Origin of the sequence: Micromonospora sp. SL4-19 (assembly GCF_047921475.1) — a bacterium.
Classification (GTDB): Bacteria; Actinomycetota; Actinomycetes; order Mycobacteriales; family Micromonosporaceae; genus Micromonospora.
This window is the reverse complement of record NZ_JBLROB010000001.1, coordinates 212,173-233,028: the sequence shown is the minus strand read 5'-3', so window position 1 is coordinate 233,028 and position 20,856 is coordinate 212,173. Positions and strand designations below refer to the sequence as shown.

Below are 20,856 nucleotides of genomic sequence, written 5' to 3'. Positions count from 1 at the left end.
CAGGCGTTAGGCTTGGTGACGCTGCCGACAGGGGCAGCCCTTCGAGGGGGTGACAGGTTTCGACTTCGTACGTTGCGGCAGGGGAAGCGAGCCGAGGAAGCCGACGTCGTCTCGTGAATCGGTCGTCGGAAACCAATAAGCGCCAAGAACAATCGCGCTGACTTCGCTCTCGCCGCCTGAGGCGAGTAGCAAGTCTGTCGGCCTGGGAGCGCCTTCGACCCAGTTAGCCGGCATCAGCTAGAAGGCTGGCCAATCGGACCCGGTCGCGGGGTCCGTGCGGCGAGATCAATCAGCGACTGGGCCCGTCACACCGACTCGCTCGCGTGATCGGAGGGGCCGAGTAGAGGCACAGCGAGCTGCGCTCGGAGAAGCCCTGACAAGGCGGCGAAGGACCCGGGTTCGATTCCCGGCACCTCCACCACCTGACCTGTGCGCCCCGGTCCACCCGGACCGGGGCGCACAGTCGTATCCGGCCCGGTTGGCGGTCCGGTCTACGCTGCCGCCTGTGACGAACGAGAAGATTCAGCTCTCCGTGGGCGCCGGGTCCGGCCAGCGGGCCTTCGCCGCAGTGGTGGGCGGCCTGTTCACCGTGTTCGGAGCGATCTTCGTGCTGTTGCCGGTGATCGCCGACCGTCTGCTGGCGCGGCTCACCGGCTACGGCGACCCCTTCCCGTCGTACGACGACGCGCGGGACCTGCCGCCCGGCATGCTTCCGCCGGACCTGACCGACGGCTCCGGCGGCGCCCCCTCACCCTCACGGTTCGTCGGGCTGTGCGGGCTTCCGTTCGTCCTGCTCGGGCTCTATCTGCTGCTGCGGATGCTGCGCACCGCCGCCTGGCTGGAGGGGACCCGGGCCTCCGTACGCGGCGCGCTCGGCACCCGCACCGTCGACCTGGCCACCGCCGACGTGCACGGCGGGGCGGTCGCCTATCAGGCCGGCGGCAACGCGGTGGTGCGGGTGCCGACGGTGGTCGCCCGCGACCGGGACACCGGTCGCCGGGTCACCATCCCGTTGCAGGGCATGGGGCTGGCCACCCTGCCGCCGTACGAGCTGCGGGCGCTCGCCGACGCGATCACCGCCGGCCGCCCGAACGGCGGTCGGGACGCCGACGTTCACGTGCTGGCCGGACAGCTGCGCAGCATGGCGGACAATCCGCTGGGTCGCTGAGGCCATCGGGACGGATGGGGCTGACGGGGCGGTTGGGGCAGATGAGGCATCCGGGAACCCTGGACAGCCCGTCCGGCCGGGTCCACCATCGCTGTACGCGCTAGCGCAGCAGCGGGAGGTGCCCATGGTCACCGGTCCGATCCAGCAGCCGTCCACGGTCGCCGCGGCGGCCCGGCCGCCGGCCGCGCGCCAGCCCGGGCCCACCCCCCTCGGCGACCTGCACGCCCTCGCCCGGCCGCTCGTCACACTCGGCGGGGAGCCGCGCTGGCGGGAGCACCTGGTCGTCCAGCTCGGCCCGGTCCGGCGGGGGTTCGCCGAGCACGTCCGGCTCACCGAGGGCCCCGCCGGCCTCTACGCCGAGCTGCTCCACCAGGCGCCCCGGCTCGACCGGGGGGTACGCCTGCTGACCCACGAGCACGCCGCCATCGCCGCGGCGATCGTCGCTCTCCAGCGTGCCGCCGAGCTGACCAGCGGGACCGCCGAGGAGCTGCGGGAACGGGTCGCGCACCTGCTGCGGGCCCTCGACCGGCACCGGCAGCGGGGTGCGGACCTGCTCTGGGAGGCCTACCAGGCGGACCTGGGCGGGGAGGACTGACCGCGGGAACCGGTGGCGGTCGCGTGGCGTCCAACCGGCATGCGACGCACGCTCGCCCTGCTGGGGTTGCCGCTTCTGCTCCTCGCCGGCTGCGCCGCGCCCGGCTCCGATCCGGCCGGGCCGTCCGTCGACCCCCTCAACCACCGCTGGGAGGCGTTCTACCAGCGGGCCGGTGAGGTGGCCGACGCCTGGCGGCCGGGCGAGGTGTGGCGCAGCGGCTACGTGCCGCTCGAGGAGGCCACCGTGCTGACCGGTGAGCCGGGCTTCAACGGCGACACCAAGCAGGCGTTCCTCCTCGGCTGGTACCGGGACCAGATCGCCCTGCCGACCGCCACGCCGGCCGACGGCACCATCCGGTTCCCGGACGGCACGCTGCGGGTGCCGCTGATCAGCGCCGCCGAGGCGTACGCCCAGCTCCACCAGGGCGACCCCCCGGCCTGCGACGGGCGGCCGATGGCACCACCGACCACCGGGCCGGGGCGGCTCAAGGACGGAGGGCCGACCATCGAGCCGGGGCCGGACGGCCTGTTGCCCACCCGCCCCGGGCCGGACAGCCCGGTCGCCACCCACCTGGACACCCCCTGCGTTCCGCTGACGGTCACCGGGGTGAAGCTGGGCAGCGCGCCGGCGCGGACCAGCCGTGGCCTGGCGGAGGTGCCGGCCTGGCTGTTCACCGTGGCGGAGCTGCGGGTGCCGGTGGCCCGGCTGGCGGTCGCGCAGCGCGCGGTCGGCGCCCGACCGGAGGCCGTGGCGCCCGACCGGCCGCTGCCCGACGGAGTGGTGGCCGTGCAGACCCTCGACGCGGTGGACGGCGCCCGCCTGGACTACCGGGTCGGGGTGGGCGCGTGCGACAGCGATGTCACCCCGCTGGTGCTGGAGCGGGACGACGTGGTGGTGCTCGGCGGCGGGGTGATTCGGTCGACCGAGATGTGCACGGCGCAGCTGGTGGCGAAGCCGGCGAGCGTCACCCTGAAGGCGCCGCTCGGTGACCGGGTGGTGCTCGACGTGGGCAGCGGCATCCCGATCACCCTGGTACGGCGGTGAGGCTCACAAAAGCCGCGGCAGTTCGGTGCTGATCGGCACCGGCAGCACCGTCGGCCGGCCGGCGGCCAGCGCCGCGTCGAGCGCCTCCCCGAGCTGGTCCAGCGGATCCACCACGGCGGACGCGCAGCCGTAGCCGTGGGCGATCGCGGCGATGTCCAGCCCGGGCAGGTCGAGCGCGGGCACCCCAGGGGTGTGCTTCAGCTCGGCGAACGCCTTGAGGATGGCGTACTGGTGGTTGACCGGGACCACGACGGCGAGCGGCAGGCGCAGCTGGGCGGCGGTCCACAACGCCTGCACGGAGTAGTGGAAGGAGCCGTCGCCGACCACGGCCACCACCGGTCGGCCGCGGCCGGTGTCCCGCTCGGCCAGGGCGATCCCGACCGCTGCGGGCAGCCCGAACCCGAGGCCGCCGCTGGCCATGGTGAAGTACGACCGCGGCCGGTTGATCCGCAGCCGACGGCGCAGCGCGGCGAGGTTTGACGGTGACTCCTGCACCAGCACCCCGTCGGCCGGCCAGTGTCGGGCCAGTGCGGCGAAGAGCGCGTCGGCGCTCGGCGGGCTGGTGGCCTCGGGCGTTTCCGGCTCCGCGCGGATGGGTGGTGCTGGCCGGTCCGTGGGCGGCAGCAGCTCCACCAGGCCCGCCAGGGCAAGCCCGGCGTCGCCGAGCAGGCTCTCCCCGACCGGGGCGCGGGCCGACTCGTCCGGGTCGTCGGTGATGTGCAGCAGGCGGGCGTCGTCGGGCAGGTAGTCGCCCGGCACGTGCGGGTAGTAGCGGAAAACCGGGGCGCCGACCACCAGCACCGTGTCGTATCCGCGCAGCGCCTCGGCGAGCGGACCGATCGCGTACGGCAGGACTCCCCGGAAGTGCGGGTGGTCCTCGGGGAAGACGGCCCGCTCCGGCGCCGGGGCGGCCCAGACCGGGGCGGCCAGCCGCTCGGCCAGCGCCACGGCCGCCGGCCAGGCGTCGGTCCGATCCACGGCCGCGCCGAGCACCAGCACCGGGGCGCGGCTGGCGGCCAGCGTGGCGGCGAAGCCGCGCAGCCGGTCCGGGTCCGGGGCGAACCGGGCGGCCACCGTGCGCACCTGCGGTGGCGGGTCGGTGGGCTGGTCCCAGTCGTCCATCGGCACGGAGAGGAACACCGGCCCGGCCGGCGGCTGCACCGCGATCGCGTACGCCCGCATGAAGGCCGCCGGGACGTCCTGCGCGCGGGCCGGCTCGTGGGCCCACTTGACGTACGGCTGGGTCAGCTCCGCCGCCCGCCGGTTCACCAGCCGGGGTTCGAGCAGCAGCATCTCCCGGGCCTGCTGGCCGGCGCTGATGATCAACGGGGTCTTGTTGTGCCAGGCGGTGACCAGGTTGCCCATGCCGTTGCCGGTGCCCGGGGCGGTGTGCAGGTTGACGTGCGCGGGCCGTCCGGTGGCCTGGGCGTACCCGTCGGCCATTGCCACGGCCGTCGCCTCCTGCAGCGCGTGCACATAGCGGAAGTCGGCCGGGAAGTCGCGGAGGAAGGGCTCCTCGGTGGAGCCGGGGTTGCCGAAGACGGTGGTCAGGCCCAGGTCACGAAGCAGGTCGTACGTCGTGTCGCGGACCGTTGCCATCGCCCACCGCCTCCGTCTTTCGCGGTGCCGGAGACAGCGTGGTGATCAGTTCCCCGACCAGCCGAATCTATCGGGCGCCAGTCGACTTTTCGGGCGCTTCCCGGGCTTCGTGACGGCGGGCCGGCCAGGCCGCGGTCAGGGCAGCGGGAAGGGGAGCTTGATCCCGTCGAGTGCATGCCCGCACGGGCAGTCCCGCTCGGCGGGCAGGGCCTCGACCGCGTCCAGCAACACCCCGCGCAGCCGGTCGGTGTTCTCCGCGAAAACCCGGAAGACCTCCTCCTGGGTGACCGATTCGCCGGCCTCGACGCCCGCGTCCAGGTCGGTGACCAACGCGATCGAGGTGTAGCAGAGGGCGAGCTCGCGAGCGAGCACCGCCTCCGGGTGGGCGCTCATGTTGACCACCGTGCCGCCGATCGCGGCGAACCAGCGCGACTCGGCCCGGGTGGAGAAGCGCGGTCCCTCGACCACCACCACCGTCCCGCCGTCCACCGCCGGCACACCGCGCCCGGCCGCCGCGTCGAGCAGCGTCCGTCGCCCCGCCGGGCAGTACGGGTCGGCGAAGGGCACGTGCACCGCGCCCTCGTCGTAGTAGGTCTGGGGGCGCCCGCTGGTGCGGTCGATGAGCTGGTCCGGCACCACGAACGTGCCGGGACCCAGCTCGGGCCGCAGCCCGCCGACCGCGCAGGGGGCGAGCACCTGGCGTACGCCCAGGGACCGCAGCGCCCACAGGTTCGCGCGGTACGGGATCAGGTGCGGCGGGTAGCGGTGGTCGCGTCCGTGCCGGGGCAGGAACGCCACCTGCCGACCGCCCACCTCGGCGATGGTGACCGTGTCCGAGGGCGGCCCGTACGGCGTGTCCAGCGCGTGTTCGGCGGCGCCGTCGAGCAGGGCGTAGAGGCCCGACCCGCCGATCACCGCCACTTCGGCCGTGGGGCCCATCGGTCCTCCCTCGATCCTGTCGCGATCACCCGCCGGTCAGACCTTAACCAGCGGGCGAGCCGCAGGCTAATGTGCGTGGCATGGTGTTGACCGCGCGGATGGTCGACGACGTCGGTTTCGCCACACGGGCGTACGGCTGACGGGTGTCGGACATGCAGGGTGAGGGACAGGCGATCGGTGGCCGAGCCATGGAGTCGATGACCGGGCGGCTGCTGGTGGCGACTCCCGCGTTGAAGGACCCGAACTTCGACCGTACGGTCGTGCTGCTGGTCGCCCACGAGCCCGGCGGCGCGCTCGGTGTGGTGCTGAACCGCGCCACCGAGGTGCCGGTCGCCGACGTCCTGGGCGACTGGAGCGACCTGGCCCGATACCCCGCGGTGCTTTTCGAGGGCGGCCCGGTGCAGCCCGAGTCGGCCATCTGCCTGGCCCGGATGCGCCACCCGATCAAGCCGGTGAAGGGCTTCCACCGGGTCGCCGGTGCGGTGGGCACCATCGACCTCTCCGTCGACCCGGAGCGGTTGCGGGAAGCCGTCGGCGGGATCCGGGTCTTCGCCGGCTACTCCGGCTGGGGCGCCGGCCAGCTGGAGGAGGAGATCGAGCAGGGCTCCTGGTTCGTCCTCGACGCCCTACCCGGGGACGCCTTCGTCGATCGGCCGGACGATCTCTGGCCGATGGTGCTGCGCCGGCAGGGCGGCATGATGGCCGCGGTCGCCCACTTCCCGCCGGACGTGGCCCTGAACTGATCCCGCGGCGGGGGTACCCCCACGAGATGACCATGCCAACCGGCGTGTGTATAGTTCTCTCCGTGCCCGGGGCGACCGGGGACGACAGCAAGGGGCCGTGGCGCAGCTGGTAGCGCACCACACTGGCAGTGTGGGGGTCAGGGGTTCGAGTCCCCTCGGCTCCACCCAAGCACAAAAGCCCTGGTGAGGGATTCAAACCCCCACCAGGGCTTTTGTCGTTTCTAGTGTGCTCGGGCCGTATTCACCGCCCACGGACCCGCCCTTGCGCGCGTTCATCGCCCACGCCGCTTCGGTGTCGCCGACCGAGCCTTAACTGGTCACCGCGCATCCTGGCTCAGGTGGCCTTCACTCCGCTGCTGGCCGCCTGGTCGATCTGGCTCGGCATCGGCATCTCGGCACGGGTGAGCGACATCCGGGTCGCGCAGCAGCTCGGCACGCTCGCGAGCATCCCGATGGTCGTGGTCACGTCGCTCGTCGCGTTCGACGTGATCCACGGGACGATCGGGCTCGCCGTCGGGTGTGCCGCCGTACTGCTGATCCTCGACGGGTTCGGCTGGCGGATCCTGTCGGGCACCCTCAACCGTGAACGGCTCATCACCGGCACCCACTGACGGGAACCGCTGAAGCCTCGCCCAACGGTGTGCGCGATAGCGCCGGAGCGGACAAAGAACGAGCAGGCCAGCGGCAATTAACCTGGGTGCGGACTTCTGTCCGCTCGCCCGACGGGCACCACGCTCAGTCTCAGTCTCGGTGTCGCGGTCCCCGCCGGTGCCTGACCCGATCCGGGGCAGGTGGGCGGTCGGGGTTCGAGTTCCCTCGGCTCGACCCGTGCGGTACGCCCTGGTGAGGGACGAACCCCTCGCCAGGGCGTCGCCTCGCTCAGGCGTCAGCAGCCGCAGGTGTAGTAGAGGATGTCCCAGTGGTTGCCCTCGTCGGTGTAGAGGTTGCCCGACGGGGCTCGCCACTGGTAACCCCAGCCGGATATGTAACCCACGTAGGTATAAGCGCTGGTGATCCAGTTGTAGACGCAGGTCGTCTTGGCGATGTCCACCTTGTAGCCGTTCCAGTGGCTGTACGTTCCGCCGGCGTGCCCGGTTTCCGTGCCGCCGGTGATGGTGATGGCGCAACCGCTGGCCCGCTTGAAGGTGATGATGCCGCTGATCGTGGCCTGCCGGATGCCCTCGAACGAGGTGCACGTCGGGTTGTTGCGGTTGCTGCAGTTGCCGCTGGAAACCCAGCCGATGCCGGCGGCGCTCAGTTGGGAGGTGGCGCTGCTGTGGGTGATCGCGAAGGCGGGGGTGCTGAAACCGAGGGCGGTGACGATCGCCGCGACGCCCGCGAGGAGCAGGGTGAGCATGCGGCGGCGCAGGGCACTACGGGTCGTTGACATGGCGTCTCCTGATTCGCAGCAGGGGTAGATGTTTGCGAAGCGGAGGCCGGCCCGTGAAATTTCTACCACGCATCGATGTCTATGACTAGAAGCAAGCGATGGTCATCGATCGATGTTCAAGAGCGTTTCAAGCTGTCGCCGCTCAGCGGCTGCGGGCCTGCGGGGCGCGGTTGAGCGTTCGTGCGAGGTCGCCGGCGGCAGTTGCGGCGGCGGCTGTCACGTCGCGGACGATGTCCGCAGCGGGCCGTTCCGCGGTGAGGGGGAAGCCTTGGCCTGCCCAGAGGTTGATCGAGTCGAGGTCGTCGGCCTTCCTCGCCGCCGCGCGGATCGGCGTGGTGAGGTGATGGAGTTCGGGGTAGGCGTACGGCGCGAACGCTCCGTGGTCGGCGTGGAAACGGTTGTGGAGACCGCGAGCGGTTCGGCCGGTGAAGGCGCGGGTGAGGACCGTGCGGCCCGGCTGTCCGAGCGCTCGCCGATGGGCTGCACTGGTGCCCGCCTCCGGGCAGCGCAGGAACGCGGTGCCCATCTGCGCCGCCACCGCACCCGCTGCCAGGACCGCGGCCAGTGACCGGCCGTCGATGACGCCACCGGCGGCGATCAGGGGGCGGTCTGTCTGTGCTGCGACCAGCCGCAGCAGTACGAGTAGACCGAAGTCGTCGTGGCCGTCGTCGGCGAACCCGCCGCGGTGGCCGCCGGCCTCGATTCCTTGCACGACGAGGGCGTCCACGCCGTGCTCGGCGGCGGCAGCGGCCTCTTCGGGGCGGGTCACGGTGACGATGACCGTGCTGCCGACGTCGTGGAGTGCGCCGATCGCATTCCGCTCGGGCAGCCCGAAGGCGAAGGACACCACCGGCACCGGCCGGGCCAGTAGCAGGTCGATCTTCTCCGTCCACCAGTCGTCGTCGTGTCGTGGTGTCCCTGGTTCGATGCCCCAGCGGCTGGCTTCCCGGGCCATCCGCCCCGCGTACTCATCGATCTGCCGCTGCGTCGCCGCCGGAGGCGTGGGGACGAAGACGTTGACCCCGTACGGGTGGTCGGTGAGGGTGCTGATGCTCTCCAGTTCCGCCTTGACCTGGTCGGGTTCTTGTAGCCGGCGGCGAGGAAGCCCAGGCCACCCGCGTTGCTGACCGCGGCGGCGAGGGTCGGTGTCGACGGACCCCCGGCCATCGGCGCCTGCACGATCGGCGCCCCGAGAGAAGAAAGTCGCATCACACACCCCCAGGGCAGCATATGCACGCCGTCGGTCCGACCACGCGATCACGATGCACGGGGTGACCTGGCGCGGCCAGCCGTCACGGCCATGGCCGCACTCATATTCTCTCGGGATATATACGCGGGGTATACCCTCAGTGTATGGTCTCGGCATGAGCGTTCCCATGACCCTCCTCGGCCTGCTCGAACGTGAGCCGAGCCACGGCTACGACCTCAAGCGCGACTACGACTCCTTCTTCAGCCGGGGCAAGTCGCTGCCGTTCGGCCAGGTCTACGCGACCCTCGGCCGACTCACCCGCGACGGAAAGATCGTGGTCGGCGAGGTCGAGCCGGGCGTCGGCCCCGAGCGCAAGCGCTACGTCATCACCGAACGGGGCGCGACCGAGTTCGAGTCGTGGCTGACCGAGCCGGTCGAGGCCGAGCCCAACCTGCAGAGCGTGCTGTTCACCAAGGTCGTGCTGGCCCTCATGCTCGACCGCCCCGCCGAGGAATACCTCGACATGCAGCGCGCCACCCATCTGCGGCGGATGAAGGAGCTCACCGACCTGCGGCGCAGCGGCGACCTGGTCGACACCATGCTGGCCGACCACGGCCTGTTCCACCTGGACGCCGACCTGCACTGGATCGACACCACGATCGCCCGGCTGGACGCCCTTCGGAAGGTGGTACGCAAATGAAGGCCGTTGAGGCGCGCGACGTCCACCTGTCCTTCGGCGAGACCCCGGCGCTGCGGGGCGCCAGCGTCTCGGTGGCCCCGGGCGAGATCGTCGCCATCATGGGCCCGAGCGGGTCGGGCAAGTCGACCCTGCTGCACTGCCTGGCCGGGATCCTGGTCCCCGATGCGGGGGAGATCCACTTCGACGGCCGCCGGATCGACACGCTGAGTGAGCACGAGCGCAGCATGCTGCGCCGCGACCAGTTCGGGTTCGTGTTCCAGTTCGGGCAGCTCGTGCCGGAGCTGACCGCGGAGGAGAACGTCGCGCTGCCGCTGCTGCTCGGCGGCGTCAAGCGCGCCGCCGCGCTGAAGCAGGCGCGGCCCTGGTTCGAGCGGCTCGGCCTGGACGGGCTGGAGCGCCGCCGCTCGGGCGAGCTCTCCGGCGGTCAGGCGCAACGGGTCGCGTTGGCCCGTGGCCTGGTCGCCCGGCCCGGGGCGCTCTTCGCCGACGAGCCGACCGGGGCGCTCGACTCGTTCACCGGCGAGCAGGTCATGGACCTGCTGGTCGCCTCGGCCCGCGAGGAGGGCACGACCGTCGTGCTCGTCACCCACGAAGCCCGCGTCGCCGCGTACGCCGACCGGCAGGTCATCGTGCGCGACGGCAAGGTGAACGCGTTGGTGCTCTCATGATCCGATTCGGTTTGCGGCTGTCGCTGGCCGGAGGGCGGGAGGCCGCCACCCGGCTCGTCATCATCGCCGCCGCGGTGGCGCTCGGCGTCGGCATGCTCCTGACCACGGTCGCCGGCATGAACGCGGTCGGCGCGCAGAACCAGCGGTACGGCTGGCTCAACACCGCCACCGTCCCGGCGGACTCCCCCGAGGCGTCGGCCGGCCAGCTGTGGTGGCTGCTGCGGGAGGACTATTACCACGGCCGGTCCATCGGCCGGGTCGAGGTCGCGGTGGCGGGCCCGGACGCGCCCGTACCACCGGGCATCGCGCACCTGCCCGGGCCGGGCGAATACTACGTCTCGCCCGCCCTCGGCGAGCTGCTGCGGACCACCCCGGCCGCGGAACTCGGCGACCGCTTCCCCGGCCACGAGATCGGCACGATCGGCTCGGCGGCGCTGCCCTCGCCCGAATCGCTGCTGATCGTCATCGGCCGCACCCCGGCAGAGCTGGAGCCGCTCGGGGCCCGGAAGGTCCCCCAGATCATGACCCTCTCGCCGAGCGACTGCAGCCACGGCTGCTATGTCGGGATCAACCACGACGGCATCACGCTCGTGCTGTCCATCGTCGCCGCCGCGCTGCTCTTCCCGGTGCTCATCTTCATCGGCACCGCGACCCGGTTGGCCGCCACCCGCCGGGAGCAGCGCTTCGCCGCGATGCGGCTGGTCGGCGCCACCCCACGGCAGATCTCCCGCATCTCGGCCGTGGAGTCGCCCCTCGCCGCCTCGGTGGGCACCGCCGTCGGGTTCGGCCTGTTCTTCGCCGCCCGGCCGGGACTCGCCGCCATCCCGTTCACCGGCGAACCGTTCTTCCCCGGCGACCTGTCGCTCACGATCGTCAACGTCCTGGCGGTCGCGCTCGCCATCCCACTCGGCGCGGTCGTGGCCTCCTGGCTGGCGCTGCGCCGGGTGCAGATCTCGCCGCTGGGCGTGAGCCGACAGGTCACCCCGAAACCGCCGCGCGTCTGGCGGCTGGTCCCGCTGGTCGCCGGGCTCGCCGAGATGGCGTACTTCATCGGCCGGCGTCCGCCGACCGTCAACGGCCAGATCACCGCGTACCTCTCCGGGTTTGTGCTGATCATGATCGGGCTCGTGCTGGCCGGGCCGTGGCTGACCATGGTCGGTGCCAGGGTGCTGGCCGGGCGTGCCAGTCGACCCGCCACGCTCATCGCCGGGCGGCGGCTCGCGGACAACCCGCAGGCCGGCTTCCGGTCGGTCAGCGGGCTGATCGTGGCGCTGTTCGTGACCAGCGTGGCGACCGGCACGATCACCACCTTCGTCGCCAACCGCGGCGCGCCGCACCCCGACATGGTGGAGGCCACCTCACTGGCCAAGGCGTTCATGCCCGAGGAAGGGCCGGCGCCGGCCGCGGACCAGATTCCGGCCGGGCTCAGCACGATCCCCGGGGTACGCAGCGTGACCGTGGTCCACGCCAATCCAGTCGACCACCCACCGGTCGACTTTGTGCGGAAGCCGACGGATTCCGTATCCGCCGCCAATCGGGCGTGGTGGCCCGGCGTCATCACGTGCGCCGAGCTGGACCGATTGGCCGTGTTCGGCAGCTGCCCCGCCGGCGCACAGGTCGTGGCCGTGCCCGACGACCTCATCGGCATGCATGCGTGGGACCTGACCAGCGACAACTACGTCTGGTCTGCCGCCGACATCGCCCCCGCGGACGTGGACCGGCAGCCCATCCGTTCGGTGGTCGTCAACACGACCAGCCGCTCCGCGTTCGAGCAGGCCCGGACGATGCTGATCAACGCGTTCCCGCAGGGACGCTTCCCGGCGAGCATCGGCGAGTGGAAGTCGAAATCCGCCCGGCAGATGAACCAGTTCCAGCAGCTGGCCAACGTGATCATGCTGGCCAGCCTGCCGATCGCCGGCTGCAGCCTGGCCGTCAGCGTGGCCGGCGGGCTCAGCGACCGGAAGCGGCCGTTCAGCATGCTGCGCCTGACCGGGATGCAGCTGCGTACGCTGCGCCGGGTGGTCGCGCTGGAGACCGTCGTACCGCTGCTGCTCGTCGCGGCGGTGGCGATCGGGATGGGCTTCCTGGCCGCGCATCTGTTCCTGCGGGCGCAGCTGGGCTACACACTGCTGCCGCCGCACCTGCCGTTCTACCTCATGGTCGCCGGTGGGCTGGCGGTGTCGTTGGGAATCATCGCCTTGACGCTGCCGCTGCTGGGCCGGATCACCGGCCCCGAGACGGCCAGGAACGAGTGAGCCCCCGCCGGCGTGCGGGTTCACGTCTTGGCGGTGGCGGCGTCGCGGACCTGCTTGTTGGCCTGCTCGGGGGGGATCCCGGTGGCGCGTAGCAGGTCGCTGGCGGCGCTGCGGATCTGCAGGACGACGGTCTCGCCGAACATCCCGGCGTGCTGGCCGTCGACCTGTCCGGCCCGGCGTGCGGCTTCGAGGATCGTGTTGCGGGCGCGCCCGGCTGCCGGGACGGTGGCGCAGTCGCGGTGCAGGTGGGCCACGGCGTCGCCGAGAGCCTCGATGGCCTGGTGCAGTGCCGGTGGGACCGGTTCGTGGTACTCCAGCAGGGTGACTATGCGACGGATCAGCACCCGGGCGTCGATGATGAAGGCGTCGAACTGGTCGGCGGCGGCACGGTACTGCTGATATCGGTTCTGTAGGTGGCGCCACCACGGGGCGAGGGTCACGATTTCCTCGGTGGCCCGCAAGGCCTCGTTGAGTTGCGCGGCGTTGCTGGTGACGGACGAATTGAGGCGGTTCAACGCTTGTGCGGCGAGGTCCCGGTCGCCGGTGGCCAGGGCCCGGGCGGCGGTGTGGATGGCGGTGGTGAGGGTCTCGAAGAACGGTTTGGCGGCGCGGTCGATGCCCCGCAGGGGGTTGAGGGGCCACAGCAGTGCCACGGCGAGGAAGCCGACCGCCGCGCCCACGGCGGCGTCCAGGATGCGGGGTACCTCGAGGGCCTTTTGGCTGCCGGAGAGGGTGGCGAACAGAGTGGCGGTGGCGCCGGACTGACTGACGAGGGCACCACTGCGGCCGGCGACGAGGAGGCCGAGCGCGATGGAACTGGAGACGACCACGGCGATCTGCCACGATCCGGTGCCGATGAAATAGAGCAGCACGTCGGCCACCGTGATGCCCAGCCCTACGCCGATGAGCAGTTCCACGGTCTGCCTGGTGCGTTGGCCGGTGGCCGAGGCGATGGTGGCGAGAGCGGCGACGGGCGCGAAGACGGGCGCGTTGCGGCCCAGGAAATCCGTGGCGATGAGCCATGCGCCGGCCGTGGCGAGCCCGGCCTGGGCAGAGATCACCGCGATGGCCGCCACGGAGCGGGTGGCTCTGAAGCGCTGAAAGGCCCGTACCGGCAGTGAGCGGTCGCGGCGCTCCTCCTGGGCGCTCGGCCGCTCGTCCCGGGTGCCCGGCGAGGCCATGGTCGGGTCATCCCCGCTCCTGCGGGAAACAATCCCAGCTCAGGCCCGCATTACGGCAGACGCCGGTCGTCCTGCCATGAGCCAGTCCTGGACCCACCCGGGAGGTGGCCGGGGTCGGTCCCGCGCCCGCCGACCGCAGTCGCGGTCAGTGGGCGCGGGACGTTCACGACGGCTCCGGCCAGTTCCTCCGCGTACACCGTTACCTGTCCGGCTTCCGGGCCCGCGGCTGGCCGCGGATCACCGCGTACGGCTGGTCTTGGGCAGGTCGAACTGATCGGCCTTGCGGCAGTCCTTCGGCCCGCCGATCGCGCCCGGGCCGATCCGGTCGAGGGCCTGACGGGCCCGGTACCGGCCGAGGTTCCAGGCGTACCAGGGGTCGGACTCGTCGAGGTCGTCGGCGATCCAGCTCAGCGTGCAGCGGCGTACCGGGTCGGGGAGCTGGGTCAGCGCCGGCGTGGCGTCGGCGGAGAGCGCTCGCAGGTACCAAGCGTCGATCTTGCCGGTCTGCTCGTACCGGACGATGTTGCGCCGCGCCGCGTAGTCCTCGGGGTTGAGCACGGCCAGGCTGAGCAGCATCACCACGGCCATCGCCACCGTCGTGCCCGGGATCCACCGGCCCCGCCACCGCACCCCGGCGGCCAGGATCATCAGGAAGACCGACCCGAGCAGCAGCTCGAACGCCATCACGAAGATCCGCTCGCCGGTGAAGCTGTAGACCTTCTGGTAGGTCCACATCCGGGACAGCGCGGACACGACGATCACCACGCTGAGCGCGCTGAGCAGGCCCAGCAGGATCCGCAGCGCGGTGCGCTCGACCGGCAGATCCCGACTGGCCCAGCGGCTCACCCCGGTGAGCACGGCCAGGGTGAGCAGGGTGACGAAGAGCAGCTGCCAGAAGCCGCTGCGGGCGTATTCGGAGTAGCTCAGCCCGGCGACCTTCTGGACGTGCTGCTGGCCGCCGAAGAGCACGGTGAACTGCACGACGACGAAACCGGCGAAGAGCAGCGCCAGCGCCCCGATGGCGGGCGCCCACTCCAGCAGGCCGAGGCGGCGGGTGCTCGGCTTGTCGACGGTCGACAGGTCGGGCGGGGCGGCCAGGGTGTAGACCGCCGCGACGGCGGTCAGCCCACCGACGGCCGCCAGGAAGATCCAGCGGAACACCGTACCGACGTTGGTCTCGGGGACCGCCGTGTCGAGCAGCTCGGAGAACTTCGCGTCGGCCGAGGCGAGCAGGCTGCCGAAGACCAGCAGCACCAGCACGGTGGCGGCCACCGAGCCGGTGACCCGGCGAACCGTTCCGGCGTTGGGGGAGGCGGTGATGTGCCGGCGTACCCAGGGCAGGCCGCGGACGGCCGCGAACGGCGCCGCGACCAGGCCGAACAGGATCGAGCGGACCAGCCGGCCGCCGACGATGGCCAGGGTCGCGCAGCCCAGCGCGCCGAGAACGCAGAACGTCACCAGCCACCAGGCGTTACGGAAGGCGAGGACGGCGAGCAGCGCCAGGGCCGCCGCCGCCCAGCCACCGCGGATCAGGCGTTCGGTGCGGGGCAGGTCGGCGGTGCGCCGCCGCACCGCCACCAGCACGCCGAGAGTCAGGGTGAGCCAGCCGAGGAACCAGCCGATGCCGACCCGGCTCAGCGGTACGAAGAACGCGGTGCCGAGGGCGCCGGCCAGGACCGCGAGCGGTACCGCCCGTCCGGTGGCCTGCTTCGGCCCAGGCCAGCGCGCGCTGAGGAACGACGTCCGGGGGGTCGGCGGGCGGGGCGCCCAGCCGGCCCCGGGCTGGGGCGGGAACGTCGTCCAGGGCGGCGGGCCCGCTGCGTGGTACGGCGGCGGGGCAGGGGAGCCGGGCGGGGGAGCCGTCGGCATCGCGCCCACCGCCGGCGGGGCCGTGGCGGTGGCTGCCGGCGTGCCCGGTTGCTCGTCGGTCGCCGTTGCGTCGGCCGTCGTCTCCGACGTCGCCGCCGGGTCGCCGCTGGGCGCGGTGGTCCCACCGTCGGCCGTGCCGGTGGTGTCGGCGGTGGCCGTGCCGGGGGTGCCGGCGGTGGGTCGGGCGGTCGGGGCTGGCGCCGCGCCGGTGACCTCGACGGCGGGCGGGGTCGCCTGGGCGGGAACGCCCGGCGCGGGCGCCGCCACCTGCGGGGCCGCCGGCTGCGAGGCAGCCAGCGGCGCGGCCGACGGCTGCGCGGGGACCGGCTGGCCCTCGCCCGCCGGCACCAGCGGCACGAAGAGCGCGTAGCCGCGGGTTCCGGGCGGCACGGCGACCGGGATGGCCCAGGCGGGCTGGTCCTCCGGGCCGGGCCACGCCACGGTCGGCGCTCCGTCCACGGTGGGCATGACGAGAAGGTATGGCGTCACGTCGGCGGGGATTCCGCCATCCGTGGGTCCGGCCGCCGGGGCGGTCCGGGGGGAATCAGGCGCCGGTGGCGTCTCTGGCACGGCACGCTCCTTGAACACAGGGTGCCGTCACTGTAGGGCCAACGCCGTTCCGGGGTTGTCCCTACCGGCGCGGCGGCCCGGTCGGCAGAACCGCGGGCGATCCCGGAGCCGCCGCGTGAGCGCCGCCGGGTCAGCTCAGGTGGCGGTCGATCTCGGCCAGTTCCTCGGCGGTGAAGTCGAGGTTGTCCAGCGCGGCCACGTTCCCCTCCAGTTGGGCCACGCTGCTCGCCCCGATGATCAGGCTGGTCATCCGTGGGTCGCGCAGCGCCCAGGCCAACGCGAGCTGGGCCAGCGACTGGCCGCGCCGCTCGGCGATGGAGCCGAGGCCGCGGATGGTCGCCATCTTCTCCTCGGTGAGGTCGCTCTCGTTGAGGAAGACGCTGGTCCGCACCCGCGAGTCCGCCGGGATTCCGTTCAGGTAGCGGTCGGTGAGCAGACCCTGGGCGAGCGGGCTGTACGCGATGCAGCCCGCCCCGACCTTCTCCAGCGTCTCCAGCAGCCCGTCCTGCTCGGTCCAGCGGTTCAACATCGAGTACGACGGCTGGTTGATCAGCAACGGCGTGCCGAGGTCGCGCAGGATCGCGGCGGCGCGGGCCGTCTGCTCGGAGGTGTAGTTGGAGATGCCGACGTAGAGCGCCTTGCCCGAGCGGACGACGGCGTCCAGCGCGCCCATCGTCTCCTCCAGCGGGGTGTCCGGGTCGAAGCGGTGCGAGTAGAAGATGTCGACGTAGTCGAGCCCCATCCGGCGCAGCGACTGGTCCAGCGACGAGATCAGGTACTTGCGGGAACCCCACTCGCCGTACGGGCCGGGCCACATCAGGTATCCGGCCTTGCTGGAGATGACCAGCTCGTCCCGGTACGGCTTCAGGTCGGTGGCGAGCAGCCGGCCGAAGTTCTCCTCCGCGGCGCCGGGCGGCGGTCCGTAGTTGTTGGCCAGGTCGAAGTGGGTGATCCCGAGATCGAAGGCGCGCCGGACGATGTCGCGCTGTCGCTCGTGCGGCCGGTCCGGCCCGAAGTTGTGCCACAGCCCGAGCGAGACGGCGGGCAGGCGCAGCCCGCTCCGCCCGCTGCGCCGGTAGGCCATCGAGTCGTAACGCTCATCCGCGGCGAGGTAGATCACGCCAGCGACCCTAATCCCTATTCGGCCGACCGCATCCCTGCGGGGGTGGGGTGGAGGTTCAGCGGTCGTAGTGGGGGCGGGGGGATAAGGGTTCCGCCGGGCCATTGTGTCGGGTCGCCGGAACGGGCGTGCCGGCCCGTCACGCGGGGTAGCTTCGAGGCCATGCGCGTCGTGCGGCTGGACACCCCGAAGCCCATTTCCAAGATCGGCCTCGGCACCTGGCAGTTCGGGTCGAAGGAGTGGGGTTACGGCCGCGACTACGAGCGCCGGGCGACGGACATCGTCCGGTGGGCGCTCGATCTCGGCGTCACCCTCTTCGACACCGCCGAGCTGTACGGCTTCGGTCGCAGCGAGCGGATCCTCGGCGCCGCCCTCGGCGACGACCGGAGCCGGGTCGTGGTGGCCAGCAAGATCTTTCCGGTGCTGCCGGTCGCCGCGGTCGTGCAGCAGCGCGCGGTCGCCTCCGCCGCCCGGCTCGGCGTCACCACCATCGACCTCTACCAGGTGCACCAGCCCAACCCCGTGGTCGCCGACGCCACCACCATGCGGGGCATGCGCGGCCTGCAGGACGTCGGGCTGGTCGGCGAGGTCGGGGTCAGCAACTACAACCTGCGCCGCTGGCAGGTCGCCGAGGCCGCGCTCGGTCGCCGGGTGTTGAGCAACCAGATCCGCTACAGCATGATCGACCGCGGCCCCGAGGAGGACCTGATCCCGTACGCGGGGCTGGCCGGCCGGATCGTCATCGCGTACAGCCCGCTCGCGCAGGGCTTCCTCTCCGGGCGGTACGACGCGAAGCACCCGCCGAGCGGAGCGGTCCGTCGGGCCAATCCGTACTTCCTGCCGGAGAACCTGGAACGCGGCGCCGCGCTGATCGCCACCCTGCGCGAGGTGGCCGACGCACACGACGCCACCCCCAGCCAGATCGCCCTGGCGTACGTGCTGCGCCACCCGAACGTGGTGGCCATCCCCGGCGCCTCCGGCGTGGAGCAGATGGAACGCAACGCCGCCGCCGCCGAGATCGACCTGGGCGACGACGAGTACGCCGCGCTGGTCACCGCCGCCCGCCAGTTCCGGCCGGTCACCGGGCTGCCCGCCGTACCCAAGCTGATCCGTGCCCGATTCGGGAAGGCCCGAAATGGATGACATCACCGCGCTGATCCTGGACGACCACGCCGCCTTCCGGCGGGGCTTCGCCCGGCTCGACGACGCCCGCGACCCGGCCGAGATGCTGGCCGTCTGGGAGGCGCTCGCCCTGCACCTGGACATCCACGCCGAGGCGGAGGAGGCGATCCTCTACCCGCACCTGGTGCGCCACGGCGACGACGGCGAGGAGGAGACCGAGGACGCCATCGGCGACCACAACAAGATCCGCGACGCGATCGCCGAGTCGAAGCGCCACGAGGTCGGCTCGGACGCCTGGTGGGCGGCGGTGTGGCGGGCCCGCCGGGAGAACAGCGAGCACCTGGCCGAGGAGGAGGACGAGGCGCTGCCCGACTTCCGCCGGCACGCCGGCGTCGAGCTGCGCGCCGAGCTGGGGGCACGCTGGCTGACGTTCTACGGCGAGCACAAGAACGGCCGCAACCTGCCGTTTCTGGACAAGGACCCGGAGAAGTACGTGCGGCAACACCGCTGAGCTGCCCCGACCGTGGGCGGCCCACCGGCGCGCCGGCCAGGGCAGCCGGATTCCGCTGGGACGGACAGGTGGAGGCTGCCCAGGACGGGTGAGGAACCGTAGGCGACGGACAGGTCGTCGATCGCCACGGCGAGGGCGGACACGATCTCCCCGGTGCGGGGGAGTCGGTCGCGGTGGGCAGGCGCGAGAATGAGCGGATGAGGCTCGCGGCGGTGGTGGGGCCGCTGGTGCGCGGGAGCACCTGGCGGCGTGCCGTGTTCCTGCTGCTCGGCGGGGTGCTCGCGCTGCCGTACGCGCTGCTCGCGGCGACCTTCGCCCAGATGCTGGCCCTCGACACCGTACCCCGGACGGTGGTCTTCGGGCTGCTGCTGGTGGCCGTGGTGCTCGCGGCGGTGCCGGTGTTCCTCGCCGGCAGCCGGGCCCTGGAGATCGCCGCCGCCCGGGCGCTGCTCGCGGTCGACCTGCCCGAGCCGGCGGTGGGTCACCGGATCGACCGGGAGACCCGGCTGCGCGCCGCGCTCTGGATCGCCCTGCACCTGCTCAGCGGCGGTCTGGTGCTGTTCGCCGCGATCAGTGCCCTCCCGATGGCACTGGTCTTCCTCGCCGGGCCGTTCGGCCTCGACACGAATTCGCTCCCCGACGACGGGTTCGGAACGCCGATCGCGAACCCGGTCGGGGCGACGTTGACCGGGGTGGTGATGCTGGTCGGGCTCGGCTACGCGGTGGCCGGGCTGGGCGCGCTCGCCGCGTCGATGGCGCCGGTGCTGCTCGGCCCCTCCCAGGGCGAGCGGATCGCCGCGCTGGAGGCCCGGACCGCCCGGCTGGCCGAGCGGAACCGGCTGGCCCGCGAGCTGCACGACTCGGTCGGGCACGCGCTGACCGTGGCCACTCTCCAGGCCGGCGCCGCCCGCGAGGTGCTCGACGTCGACCCGGAGTTCACCCGGCGCGCGCTGCGCGCCATCGAGGAGACCAGCCGGCACGCGATGGACGACCTGGACCACGTGCTCGGGCTGCTGCGGGAGACCGAGGACGGTCGCCCCCGCGTCCGCCCGGCGCCCCAGCCCACGCTGGATCGGCTGGACCGGCTGGTCGCCGACACCCGGGCCACCGGCCTGCCGGTGGAGTTGCGGGTCAGCGGGGCGGTGGGGGAGTTGCCCGCGGCGGTCTCCCGGGAGGGCTACCGGATCGTGCAGGAGGGGCTGACCAACGCGGCCCGGCACGGCCGGGGCCCGGTGACGCTGCGCCTGGAGGTGCCCCTGACGACGGATCCAGGTCGTGGCGTGGACGCGCCGGGCCGGAGCTGCCGCCGGTTGGAGATCGAGCTGGTCAACGACCTGCATGCCGCGCCGCGGCAGGGTCGCGGCGGACGCGGGCTGGCCGGTATGCGGGAACGGGTGCTGCTGCTGGGCGGGCGGCTCACCGCCGGCCCGGAAGGTGAGCGGTGGCGGGTCCGGGCGTCGTTGCCGCTGCCGGGAGGGGAGACCGGGTGAGCATCGACGTGTTGATCGTCGACGACGACGAGCTGATCCGGCTCGGGCTGCGGGCGATCATCGACGCCCAGCCGGACCTGCGGGTGGTCGGCGAGGCCGCCGACGGCGCGGAGGTGCCGCCGCTGGTGGCGAAGCTGCGCCCCCGGGTGGTGCTGATGGACGTCCGGATGCCCGCGATCGACGGCATCCAGGCGACCCGGCGGCTGCTCGCCGCCTCCGCCGACCCGCCCCGGGTCCTGGTGATCACCACCTTCGCCAACGACGAGTACGTCTACGACGCGTTGCGCGCCGGAGCCAGCGGCTTCCTGCTGAAGCGGGCCCGCCCGCACGAGGTGGTGGAGGCGATCCGGGTGGTGGCGGCCGGCGAGTCGCTGCTCTTCCCGTCGGCGATCCGGCAGCTCGTGGGGGCGTACGGGGGCCGGGGCGGGGACGGGCTGCGGTCGGCGCGGCTCACCGAGCGGGAGGCCGAGGTGCTGCGGCTGATGGCCACCGGGCTGTCCAACACCGAGATCGCCGACCGGCTGGTGGTCGGGGTGGAGACGGTGAAGACGCACGTCGGCAACGTGCTGGCCAAGCTGGGCGTGCGCGACCGGACCCAGGCGGTGATCGCCGCGTACGAGTCGGGTTTCGTGGTGCCGACCGGCTGAGTTCCCTCGGCCAGGGGAGCGGGTTCCCCTCGGCACGGGAGGGCGCCGAGGCTCGG

At 72.5% G+C, this 20,856-nt stretch carries 18 protein-coding genes, 1 tRNA gene, 1 other RNA gene and 1 pseudogene; 14 read left to right on the top strand and 7 right to left on the bottom strand.

The features are described 5' to 3' along the window. Positions 1-45 precede the first annotated feature (45 nt). The 4 genes from ssrA to ACNAVT_RS00980 all read left to right on the top strand — a co-directional run bounded on the left by ssrA (position 46) and on the right by ACNAVT_RS00980 (position 2,807). Positions 46-421: a transfer-messenger RNA gene (gene ssrA / locus ACNAVT_RS00995) on the top strand. 84 nt (positions 422-505) lie between these two features. After that, positions 506-1,168 (top strand): hypothetical protein, encoded by a 663-nt coding sequence (locus tag ACNAVT_RS00990; RefSeq protein ID WP_416291875.1) that lies wholly within the window; start codon positions 506-508, stop codon positions 1,166-1,168. Positions 1,169-1,292: 124 nt separating this feature from the next. Then, positions 1,293-1,763: a hypothetical protein gene (locus ACNAVT_RS00985; RefSeq protein ID WP_416291874.1), complete on the top strand. Its 471-nt coding sequence runs from the start codon at positions 1,293-1,295 to the stop codon at positions 1,761-1,763. Positions 1,764-1,802: 39 nt separating this feature from the next. After that, entirely contained in the window at positions 1,803-2,807 is a 1,005-nt protein-coding gene (locus ACNAVT_RS00980) for a hypothetical protein (RefSeq protein ID WP_416291872.1), read from the top strand. A gap of 3 nt (positions 2,808-2,810) precedes the next feature. Here the strand turns inward: ACNAVT_RS00980 and mdlC are convergent, their stop codons facing one another. After that, positions 2,811-4,406 carry a benzoylformate decarboxylase gene (gene mdlC, locus ACNAVT_RS00975; protein WP_416291870.1) on the bottom strand — a complete coding sequence of 532 codons (1,596 nt, stop codon included), beginning with the start codon at positions 4,404-4,406 and terminating at the stop codon, positions 2,811-2,813. Between the two features lie 135 nt (positions 4,407-4,541). Further along, complete coding sequence (locus tag ACNAVT_RS00970; protein WP_416291868.1) at positions 4,542-5,345, bottom strand: S-methyl-5'-thioadenosine phosphorylase; 804 nt, start codon at positions 5,343-5,345, stop codon at positions 4,542-4,544. A 152-nt stretch (positions 5,346-5,497) separates the two neighbouring features. On the opposite strand from ACNAVT_RS00970, the gene ACNAVT_RS00965 reads away from it, so the two are divergent. The 3 genes from ACNAVT_RS00965 (at position 5,498) to ACNAVT_RS00955 (ending at position 6,699) form a co-directional block, all read left to right on the top strand. After that, positions 5,498-6,088: a YqgE/AlgH family protein gene (locus tag ACNAVT_RS00965; protein WP_416292810.1), complete on the top strand. Its 591-nt coding sequence runs from the start codon at positions 5,498-5,500 to the stop codon at positions 6,086-6,088. 91 nt (positions 6,089-6,179) lie between these two features. Then, positions 6,180-6,252: transfer RNA gene (locus ACNAVT_RS00960), tRNA-Ala, on the top strand. A 174-nt stretch (positions 6,253-6,426) separates the two neighbouring features. Next, positions 6,427-6,699: a hypothetical protein gene (locus tag ACNAVT_RS00955; RefSeq protein WP_416291866.1), complete on the top strand. Its 273-nt coding sequence runs from the start codon at positions 6,427-6,429 to the stop codon at positions 6,697-6,699. A 275-nt stretch (positions 6,700-6,974) separates the two neighbouring features. Here the strand turns inward: ACNAVT_RS00955 and ACNAVT_RS00950 are convergent, their stop codons facing one another. Further along, positions 6,975-7,478, bottom strand: coding sequence for a hypothetical protein (locus ACNAVT_RS00950; RefSeq protein WP_416291864.1), 504 nt, complete (start codon positions 7,476-7,478; stop codon positions 6,975-6,977). Positions 7,479-7,620: 142 nt separating this feature from the next. Continuing rightward, a pseudogene (locus ACNAVT_RS00945) lies at positions 7,621-8,645 on the bottom strand (nitronate monooxygenase). A gap of 197 nt (positions 8,646-8,842) precedes the next feature. On the opposite strand from ACNAVT_RS00945, the gene ACNAVT_RS00940 reads away from it, so the two are divergent. From ACNAVT_RS00940 to ACNAVT_RS00930, 3 genes are read left to right on the top strand one after another with little or no spacing between them, the layout of a single operon-like run. After that, a complete protein-coding gene (locus tag ACNAVT_RS00940; RefSeq protein WP_416291862.1) occupies positions 8,843-9,367 on the top strand; it encodes a PadR family transcriptional regulator in 525 nt (174 codons plus the stop codon). Further along, positions 9,364-10,035 (top strand): ABC transporter ATP-binding protein, encoded by a 672-nt coding sequence (locus ACNAVT_RS00935; RefSeq protein ID WP_416291860.1) that lies wholly within the window; start codon positions 9,364-9,366, stop codon positions 10,033-10,035. Before ACNAVT_RS00940 ends, ACNAVT_RS00935 begins: the two co-directional genes overlap by 4 nt. Further along, positions 10,032-12,290, top strand: a complete 2,259-nt coding sequence (locus ACNAVT_RS00930) for an FtsX-like permease family protein (RefSeq protein WP_416291858.1) — start codon at positions 10,032-10,034, stop codon at positions 12,288-12,290. Before ACNAVT_RS00935 ends, ACNAVT_RS00930 begins: the two co-directional genes overlap by 4 nt. 20 nt (positions 12,291-12,310) lie before the next feature. On the opposite strand, the gene ACNAVT_RS00925 is transcribed toward ACNAVT_RS00930, so the two are convergent. The 3 genes from ACNAVT_RS00925 to mgrA form a co-directional block, all read right to left on the bottom strand. After that, a complete protein-coding gene (locus tag ACNAVT_RS00925) occupies positions 12,311-13,471 on the bottom strand; it encodes an FUSC family protein (RefSeq protein ID WP_416291856.1) in 1,161 nt (386 codons plus the stop codon). 237 nt (positions 13,472-13,708) lie between these two features. Next, positions 13,709-15,808: a DUF4153 domain-containing protein gene (locus tag ACNAVT_RS00920; protein ID WP_416291854.1), complete on the bottom strand. Its 2,100-nt coding sequence runs from the start codon at positions 15,806-15,808 to the stop codon at positions 13,709-13,711. 232 nt (positions 15,809-16,040) lie between these two features. After that, entirely contained in the window at positions 16,041-17,030 is a 990-nt protein-coding gene (gene mgrA, locus ACNAVT_RS00915) for an L-glyceraldehyde 3-phosphate reductase (RefSeq protein ID WP_416291852.1), read from the bottom strand. A 162-nt stretch (positions 17,031-17,192) separates the two neighbouring features. Between mgrA and ACNAVT_RS00910 the strand changes: the two genes are divergently transcribed. The 4 genes from ACNAVT_RS00910 to ACNAVT_RS00895 all read left to right on the top strand — a co-directional run bounded on the left by ACNAVT_RS00910 (position 17,193) and on the right by ACNAVT_RS00895 (position 20,800). After that, positions 17,193-18,173 (top strand): aldo/keto reductase, encoded by a 981-nt coding sequence (locus ACNAVT_RS00910; protein ID WP_416291851.1) that lies wholly within the window; start codon positions 17,193-17,195, stop codon positions 18,171-18,173. Beyond that, positions 18,166-18,663 carry a hemerythrin domain-containing protein gene (locus ACNAVT_RS00905; protein WP_416291849.1) on the top strand — a complete coding sequence of 166 codons (498 nt, stop codon included), beginning with the start codon at positions 18,166-18,168 and terminating at the stop codon, positions 18,661-18,663. The genes ACNAVT_RS00910 and ACNAVT_RS00905 overlap by 8 nt, the downstream gene beginning before the upstream one ends. A 197-nt stretch (positions 18,664-18,860) precedes the next feature. Continuing rightward, positions 18,861-20,153: a sensor histidine kinase gene (locus ACNAVT_RS00900; protein ID WP_416291847.1), complete on the top strand. Its 1,293-nt coding sequence runs from the start codon at positions 18,861-18,863 to the stop codon at positions 20,151-20,153. After that, complete coding sequence (locus tag ACNAVT_RS00895; RefSeq protein ID WP_416291845.1) at positions 20,150-20,800, top strand: response regulator; 651 nt, start codon at positions 20,150-20,152, stop codon at positions 20,798-20,800. Before ACNAVT_RS00900 ends, ACNAVT_RS00895 begins: the two co-directional genes overlap by 4 nt. Positions 20,801-20,856: the final 56 nt, after the last annotated feature.